This is a genomic window from Kitasatospora sp. NPDC040550, from assembly GCF_055594965.1.
On sequence record NZ_JBVIWC010000019.1, the window covers coordinates 137875 to 144583 of the forward strand.

General features: G+C 74.3%; 9 protein-coding genes. 5 read left to right on the plus strand and 4 right to left on the minus strand.

Annotated features, from left to right (window positions below):
* Positions 1-98 precede the first annotated feature (98 nt).
* Complete coding sequence (locus tag ACZ58X_RS26340; protein ID WP_470336066.1) at positions 99-260, minus strand: hypothetical protein; 162 nt, start codon at positions 258-260, stop codon at positions 99-101.
* A gap of 74 nt (positions 261-334) precedes the next feature.
* Positions 335-538: a CsbD family protein gene (locus ACZ58X_RS26345; RefSeq protein ID WP_470336067.1), complete on the minus strand. Its 204-nt coding sequence runs from the start codon at positions 536-538 to the stop codon at positions 335-337.
* Between the two features lie 151 nt (positions 539-689).
* Between ACZ58X_RS26345 and ACZ58X_RS26350 the strand changes: the two genes are divergently transcribed.
* The 4 genes from ACZ58X_RS26350 (at position 690) to ACZ58X_RS26365 (ending at position 3821) form a co-directional block, all read left to right on the plus strand.
* Positions 690-1451 carry a TetR/AcrR family transcriptional regulator gene (locus ACZ58X_RS26350; RefSeq protein WP_470336068.1) on the plus strand — a complete coding sequence of 254 codons (762 nt, stop codon included), beginning with the start codon at positions 690-692 and terminating at the stop codon, positions 1449-1451.
* 122 nt (positions 1452-1573) lie between these two features.
* Positions 1574-2713: an FAD-dependent oxidoreductase gene (locus ACZ58X_RS26355; protein WP_470336069.1), complete on the plus strand. Its 1140-nt coding sequence runs from the start codon at positions 1574-1576 to the stop codon at positions 2711-2713.
* A gap of 74 nt (positions 2714-2787) precedes the next feature.
* Positions 2788-3408, plus strand: coding sequence for a TMEM175 family protein (locus ACZ58X_RS26360; RefSeq protein ID WP_470336070.1), 621 nt, complete (start codon positions 2788-2790; stop codon positions 3406-3408).
* 53 nt (positions 3409-3461) lie between these two features.
* Positions 3462-3821: a nuclear transport factor 2 family protein gene (locus ACZ58X_RS26365; protein ID WP_360235931.1), complete on the plus strand. Its 360-nt coding sequence runs from the start codon at positions 3462-3464 to the stop codon at positions 3819-3821.
* Between the two features lie 113 nt (positions 3822-3934).
* Here ACZ58X_RS26365 and ACZ58X_RS26370 read toward each other — a convergent pair whose 3' ends face one another.
* Positions 3935-4858, minus strand: coding sequence for an NADP-dependent oxidoreductase (locus ACZ58X_RS26370; RefSeq protein WP_470336071.1), 924 nt, complete (start codon positions 4856-4858; stop codon positions 3935-3937).
* A 137-nt stretch (positions 4859-4995) separates the two neighbouring features.
* Here ACZ58X_RS26370 and ACZ58X_RS26375 point away from each other — a divergent pair, with 137 nt between their 5' ends.
* Entirely contained in the window at positions 4996-6039 is a 1044-nt protein-coding gene (locus ACZ58X_RS26375) for a GlxA family transcriptional regulator (protein ID WP_470336072.1), read from the plus strand.
* Between the two features lie 109 nt (positions 6040-6148).
* Here ACZ58X_RS26375 and ACZ58X_RS26380 read toward each other — a convergent pair.
* The coding region (locus ACZ58X_RS26380) for a hypothetical protein (protein WP_470336073.1) at positions 6149-6709 on the minus strand (561 nt) is incomplete at its 5' end.

Genomic DNA, 6709 nt, shown 5'->3' on the forward strand with positions numbered 1-6709 from the left:
GGGGGGGGGGGGGGGGGGGGGGGGGGGGGGGGGGGGGGGGGGGGGGGGGGGGGGGGGACCCCCCCCCCCCCCCCCCCCCCCGTCCCGGTTGGCCCGGGCTACCTCCCGGCCCGGCGGCTGCCGAGTCGCAGGCCGCCGAACACCAGGGCGCCCACGAAGAGGACGATCCCGATCAGGAGCAGCCACAGCAGCCCCTTCACCAGGACACCCACGAAGCCGAACACCACCGCGATGAGCAGGATGAACAGGAGCAGTGCCATGTCGTTCCCCTTCCCCTTCGTCGCCTCGTCCTCGTGCCCGCCGATGGGCTCGTGCCCGCCGTCGGGCGCCGCCGTCAGCGGTCGCGCTCGAGGGCTCCCTTGACCCGGTCGGCGGCGCCGTGCGCGGCGTCCTTGACGTCGTCCGCGGCCTGCTTGACCTTCGACTCGACCTGATCGGCTTGGCCCTCGCCCTTGAGCTTCTGGTCGCCGGTCACGTCCCCGGCCTTCTCCTTGGCCTTGCCGGCCAGTTCCTGCGCCTTGTTCGACAGGCTGCTCATCCGGTCCTCCCTCGGTCCGTCGTCCGTCGGCGGCGTGTTCCCGCCGCCTGTTCGTCTGCGTTTGCCCCGTAATCGACCTTCCATGCGCCCAGGAGGGATCGGTGTCCGGACGGGCCCGGGCCGCCTCGAACACGTTCGTTACGATCGTGGGATGACCGCCAGAAGAGAGCCGATCAGCCGCCGGGAGCGCCCGGCGAAGCCCGCCCTGTCCCGTCGGTGGATCGTCGACACCGCCGTGCGGGTCATGCGGGCGGAGGGGCTGGAGAAGGTCACCATGCGCCGCCTGGCCGCGGAGCTGGACACCGGCCCGGCCTCGCTGTACGTCTACGTGGCCAACACCGCCGAGCTGCACGCCGCCGTGCTGGACGCCCTGCTGGGGGAGGTCGACCTGACCGGCGGGCGCCCCGACGTTTCCGAGACCGAGGCCGAGGCCGAGGCTGCCGCTGCCGCTGCCGCTGCCGCTGCCGCTGCTGAGGGCGACTGGCGCGAGCGGCTCCGTGCCGTCCTCGCCTCCTACACCGCCGTGCTCTTCGCGCACCCCCAGCTCGCCCGGTCGGCCGTCGTGGCGCGGCCCAGCGGCGAGAACTACCTGCGGCTGGTGGAGCGCCTCCTCGACCTGCTGTCCCGCAGCGGGGCGCCCCGGGAGCAGGTCGCCTGGGGCGTGGACAAGCTGCTCCAGGACGCCACGGCCACGGCCGCCGAGCACTCGACGCAGGCGCAGGACCCGGCGTCCGAGGAGGCCTGGAGCGCCACCATCCGGGCCCTGCGCACGGTGGACGAGTCCACCCACCCGGCGATCCGGGCGCACCTGCCCGTCCTGCTCGGCGGCTCGGCCGAGCAGCGCCTGCGCTGGGGCTTCGACGTGCTGGTCAACGGCATCACCGGGACGCCGGTCCCGGGCCCGCAGGGCTGAATCCGCCCCGGCGGCGCCCCGGTCGTCCGGGGCGCCGACGTCGCCGCGGCCATGGACGAACTTGTTCGGAACGAACACGTTCGTTACGGTGGAGGAGTCCGGTCAGTCGTCAGGAGGCACCCATGAGCACCCACCACCCCATCGCGATCATCGGCGGCGGTCTCGGCGGTCTCACCGCCGCCCGCGTGCTGCACGTCCACGGCGTCCCGGCCGCCGTCTTCGAACGGGAGGCGTCCGCCGCCGCCCGGGCCCAGGGCGGCATGCTCGACATCCATCAGGAGAGCGGTCAGCGGGCGCTGCGGGCCGCCGGTCTGTACGAGGACTTCCTGGGCCTCGTCCACGCGGGCGGCCAGGAGATGCGCCTGGTCGGCCCGGACGCGGTGGTCCGGGTCGCGGAGGAGGACGACGGCACCGGCGGCCGCCCCGAGGTCGACCGGGGCGACCTGCGCGACCTGCTGCTGGCCTCGCTGCCCGAGGGCACCGTCCGCTGGGGGAGCAAGGCCACCGGCGTCCGGCCGCTCGGCGACGGCCGCCACGAGGTGGCCTTCGCCGACGGGTCCACCGTCACCACCGACCTGCTGATCGGCGCCGACGGCGCCTGGTCCCGGGTCCGGCCGCTGCTCTCCGCCGCCGTACCCGCCTACACCGGCATTTCCTTCGCCGAGGCCGACCTGCACGACGCCGACCTCCGCCACCCGCGCAGCGCCGCCCTGATCGGCGGGGGCTTCTTCCTCGGCCTGGGCGGCGGCTGCGGCCTCCTCGCGCACCGGGAGACCGACGGCAGCCTGCACGTGTACGCCGCCGCGAGGGCCGACGAGGGCTGGCTCGACACCCTCGACTTCACCGACCTCGACGCCGCCCGGGCCGGCGTCCTCGCCCGCTTCGACGGCTGGCACGACGACCTGCGCGCCCTGGTCGCCGACGCGGACACCCTCACCCCGCGCCGCATCCACGCCCTGCCGGTCGGCCACCGCTGGGAGCCGACCCCGGGCGTGACGCTCCTCGGCGACGCCGCCCACCTGATGTCGCCGTTCGCCGGCGAGGGCGCCAACCTGGCCATGCTCGACGGCGCCGAACTCGCCGCCGCCCTGGTCGCCCACCCCGGCGACACCGCCGCCGCGCTGGCCGCCTACGAGACGGCCCTGTTCCCGCGCGCCGAGGCGTCCGCCGCCGATTCAGCCGCCAGCCTGGAGTCGATGTTCGGCGAGGACGGGCTGGAGCGGACGGTCGAGTTCTTCACCTCCGCCCCGGCGGCCGGGTGACCCCTGACCGGGGCGCCGGTGGTCCCGGCGCGTTGCGCGGCGGGGTGCGGCCGCCCGGCTGAGATGCTCTGCCGGTGGAGACCAGGGACACGGGCCGGATCGAGGCGTTCAGCGACGGGGTGTTCGCGATCGCGATCACCCTGCTGGTGCTGGAGATCAGGATCCCGCAGGCGCACGGGGCGGCGGAGCTGTGGCGGGCGCTCGGGGCGCAGTGGCCGTCGTACTTCGCGTACGTGGTGAGCTTCCTGGTGATCGGCGTGGTCTGGGTGAACCACCACACCCTGTTCGCCCACCTCGCCCGGGTCGACCGCACGCTGATGTTCCTCAACCTGCTGCTGCTCATGCTGATCTCCGTGCTGCCGTTCCCGACCGCCGTGGTCGCGCAGAACCTGCGCAACGGCTCGGCGGCGAACGTCGCGGCAGCCGTGTACGGCGCGGTGATGGTCGGCCAGTCGGTGCTGTTCTCCGCCTTCTGGAACCACGTCACGCGCACCGGCCGGTGCTTCGACGAGCAGGTGGACGTGCCGGCGGCCCGGGCCGCCCGGTGGCGGTTCGAACTGGGGCTGGTGGTCTACCCGTTGACGGTCGCGCTGGCCTTCCTCTCCGCCCCGGCGGCCCTCGCCGTCCACGGACTGCTGGCCGTCTACTACGGGTTCAACCAGGTACGGGTGCCGCTGCTGGCGCAGCGGGCGTGACCGGGTCCCGGAACGGCGGGCGGGGCAGGGCCGGTTGTCGTACCCTCCGGGCCATGGACCACGACTTCGCCACCCGCTTCGCCCAGGACTGGGCCGCCGCCTGGAACTCCCACGACCTGGAGCGCATCCTCGCCCACTTCACCGAGGACGTCGTCTTCGCCTCGCCCCGGATCGTCGAGCTGATCGGCGACCCGTCCGGCGAGGTGCGCGGCAAGGAGGCCCTGCGCGTCTACTGGTCCAAGGGCCTCCAGCACCTGCCCGACCTGCACTTCACCGTCGAGGACGTCCGGGCCTCCGTGGACACCCTCGTCATCAACTACCGCAACGAGCGCGGCCGGGCCGTCGCAGAGGTGCTCACCTTCCGCGACGGCCTGGTCTGCCAGGGCCTCGGCGCCTACGGGCCGGAGGCGTAGCGCGCGGCCGGCCTGGAGTCGGACGGCGCGGCCCCCGTCGAACTCCCCGCCGAGGCAGAACTCCCGGCGTTCGCGGAGGCCGCTCGTCACGAAGCCGCCGACGGCGAGGGCCGTCAGACGACGGTCAGGACGATCTTGCCGGTGGTGCGGCCCTGCTCGCCGAGCTCATGGGCCTTCGCCGCCTGGCCGAGCGGGAGGACGGCCTCGACCACGGGCCGCAGCGCGCCCCGCTCGGCCAGGGCGGTGAGCTCGCGCAGGCCCAGGTGGTCGGGCTCGACCAGGACCCAGCTCGCGCTGACGCCGTCCCGCGCCGCGGGGATGTCGCCCGGGCCGGGCAGGGTGATCAGCCGGCCGCCGGGACGCAGCACCCGCATCGAACGCTCGGCGGTCTCGCCGCCGAGCCCGTCGAGCACCACGTCCACCTCGGACACGGCCTCCTCGAAGCGGACCTCGCGGTAGTCGACCACCTCGTCCGCACCCAGTTCGCGCAGCAGCTCGTGCTTGCCCGCGCTGGCCGTGCCGATGACGTACGCGCCGCGCGCCTTCGCGATCTGGACCGCCAGGTGGCCGACGCCACCGGCGGCCGCGTGCACCAGCACCCGCTCGCCGGGGCGCACGCCCGCGGCGTCGACCAGGGCCTGCCAGGCGGTCAGTCCGGCCAGCGGAAGCGCCGCCGCCTCCACGTGCGTCAGGCCGGCCGGCTTCGGGGCGAGGTGCCGGGCCGGGGCGACGACGTACTCGGCGTACCCGCCCGCCTGGCGCGGGAACAGCGGCATCCCGTAGACCTCGTCGCCAGGGCGGTGGTTGCTCACCCCGGGGCCGACGGCCTCCACCGTGCCGGAGACGTCCCAGCCGACCACCGGCACCTCGCCCCACTCGATCAGCGCCCCGCTGGCCCTGGTCTTCCAGTCCACCGGGTTCACCCCGGCCGCGTGCACCTTCACCAGGACCTCGTTCATCCCGGGCTCGGGCCGCGCCAGCTCCCGCTCCACCAGCTGCTCCGGGCCGCCCCACTGCTCCACCACGACTGCACGCATGTCCGTACGCCTTGCTCTCGTCGGATCCGGTCGATCCGTTCCACCGCCGGGTCTGCCCGGCGCAACGAGGTCAACCATTCCGCGTCCGGCGCCCGCACGGGGTTGGCCGTCCGGCCACTATGTGACAGGATCTGGCCATGGCAAGGATCTGGCCGGAGACACCGCGGAACTGCTCGAACCCGGCGCCGATGGCGCCCGATCCGCACCGGGTCGCGGTGCTGGCCCTGCCCGGGGTTCCGCCGTTCGAGCTGGGCATCCCCTCCCGGGTGTTCGGCAGCGCGGAGGACGCCGAGGGCCGTCGGCTCTACGAGGTCACGGTCTGCACCGCCGACGGGGCCGCCGTCCTCAGTGACGCGGGTTTCACCGTGCAGCCCGCCGCCGGGCCCGAGGCCCTGGCCGCGGCGGACACCGTGGTCATCCCGCCCACCCATGCGATGCCCGAGCTGGCCGTCGGCGGCCCGCTGCCGCCCGAGGTCACTGCGGCCGTCGCCCGCATCCGCCCGGGCACCCGGCTGGTGTCGATCTGCTCCGGCTCCTACGTGCTCGCCGCGGCCGGACTGCTCGACGGCCGGCCGGCCACCACCCACTGGAACCTCGCCCCCGAGTTCCGCCGGGCCTACCCCGCGGTCAAGGTCGACGAGGAGGTGCTCTTCGTCGATGACGGCGACGTGCTCACCTCCGCCGGGGTGGCCGCGGGCGTCGACCTCTGCCTGCACCTGATCCGCCGCGACCACGGCGCGGCCACCGCCAACCGGGTCGCCCGGATGTGCGTCGTGCCGCCGTGGCGGGACGGCGGGCAGGCCCAGTACATTGACCGGCCCGTCCCCGACCCCACCATCGCGGGCACCACCGCCACCCGGGCCTGGGCGCTCGCCCACCTCGACGAGCCGCTGCCCCTCACCAAGCTCGCCGAGCACGCCCGGATGAGCCTGCGCTCCTTCACCCGGCGCTTCCGCGACGAGGTCGGCATGACCCCGGTCCAGTGGCTCACCGCCCAGCGGCTCGAACTGGCCAAGCAGCTCCTGGAGACCACGGACCTGTCCATCGACCTGGTCGCCCACCGGGCGGGCTTCGGCACCGCGAACTCCCTGCGCGCCCACATGCGGGCGGCCTTCGGCATCTCACCCGCCTCCTACCGCCGCACCTTCGGCACGGAGGACCGGGTGGCCGCGCTCTGGTGACCGCCCCCGACCGTCCCCGAACGCCCCCGTCCGGCCGGGGACGGTCGGGGACGGTCGGGCGCGGGCCGGGCGCGGCCGGGGGCGGCCGGGAGGCCGAACTACGGCCGGATCAGGCCGACTTGGTGATGGTGTAGACGACGTAGACGCCGCACTGGGCGCCGGAGCCCTGCCTGCTGACGACCCAGCCGGCCGGGATCGTGGACGGCCCGCAGACCTGCATGCTGGTCTGGTCGGTGACCTTGACGATGGTGTACGTCCCGTAGGTGCCGCAGAGCGAGGAGTTGCTCTGGATCGCGGTGATCACCCAGCCCGCCGGGACGGCGGACTGCGCGCAGTCCTGGAGGGTGGTCTGGGTGGTGACCTTGAGCAGCGAGTACAGCGGGTAGTTGCCGCACCCGGCGCCGTTCTGCATCGCGGTGATCACCCACCCGGCGGGAACGGGCGAGTTGCCGCAGGCCTGGATGCCGGTCCGGTCCGACAACTGGACGATGGTGTACGTCCCGTAGGTGCCGCAGGCCGCGGAGGTGGTCTGGATGGCGGTGATCACCCAGCCGCTGGGGAGGGCGGACTGTCCGCAGTCCTGGAGGGTGGTCTGGGTGGTGACCTTGAGCAGCGAGTACAGCGGGTAGTTGCCGCACCCGGCGCCGTTCTGCATCGCGGTGATCACCCA

Bases quoted from the DNA above. Each gene is read 5' to 3' on its own strand.
- ACZ58X_RS26340 (WP_470336066.1), bottom strand. From the start codon at position 260: ATGGCACTGCTCCTGTTCATCCTGCTCATCGCGGTGGTGTTCGGCTTC.
- ACZ58X_RS26345 (WP_470336067.1), bottom strand. From the start codon at position 538: ATGAGCAGCCTGTCGAACAAGGCGCAGGAACTGGCCGGCAAGGCCAAG.
- ACZ58X_RS26350 (WP_470336068.1), top strand. From the start codon at position 690: ATGACCGCCAGAAGAGAGCCGATCAGCCGCCGGGAGCGCCCGGCGAAG.
- ACZ58X_RS26355 (WP_470336069.1), top strand. From the start codon at position 1,574: ATGAGCACCCACCACCCCATCGCGATCATCGGCGGCGGTCTCGGCGGT.
- ACZ58X_RS26365 (WP_360235931.1), top strand. From the start codon at position 3,462: ATGGACCACGACTTCGCCACCCGCTTCGCCCAGGACTGGGCCGCCGCC.
- ACZ58X_RS26370 (WP_470336071.1), bottom strand. From the start codon at position 4,858: ATGCGTGCAGTCGTGGTGGAGCAGTGGGGCGGCCCGGAGCAGCTGGTG.
- ACZ58X_RS26375 (WP_470336072.1), top strand. From the start codon at position 4,996: ATGGCAAGGATCTGGCCGGAGACACCGCGGAACTGCTCGAACCCGGCG.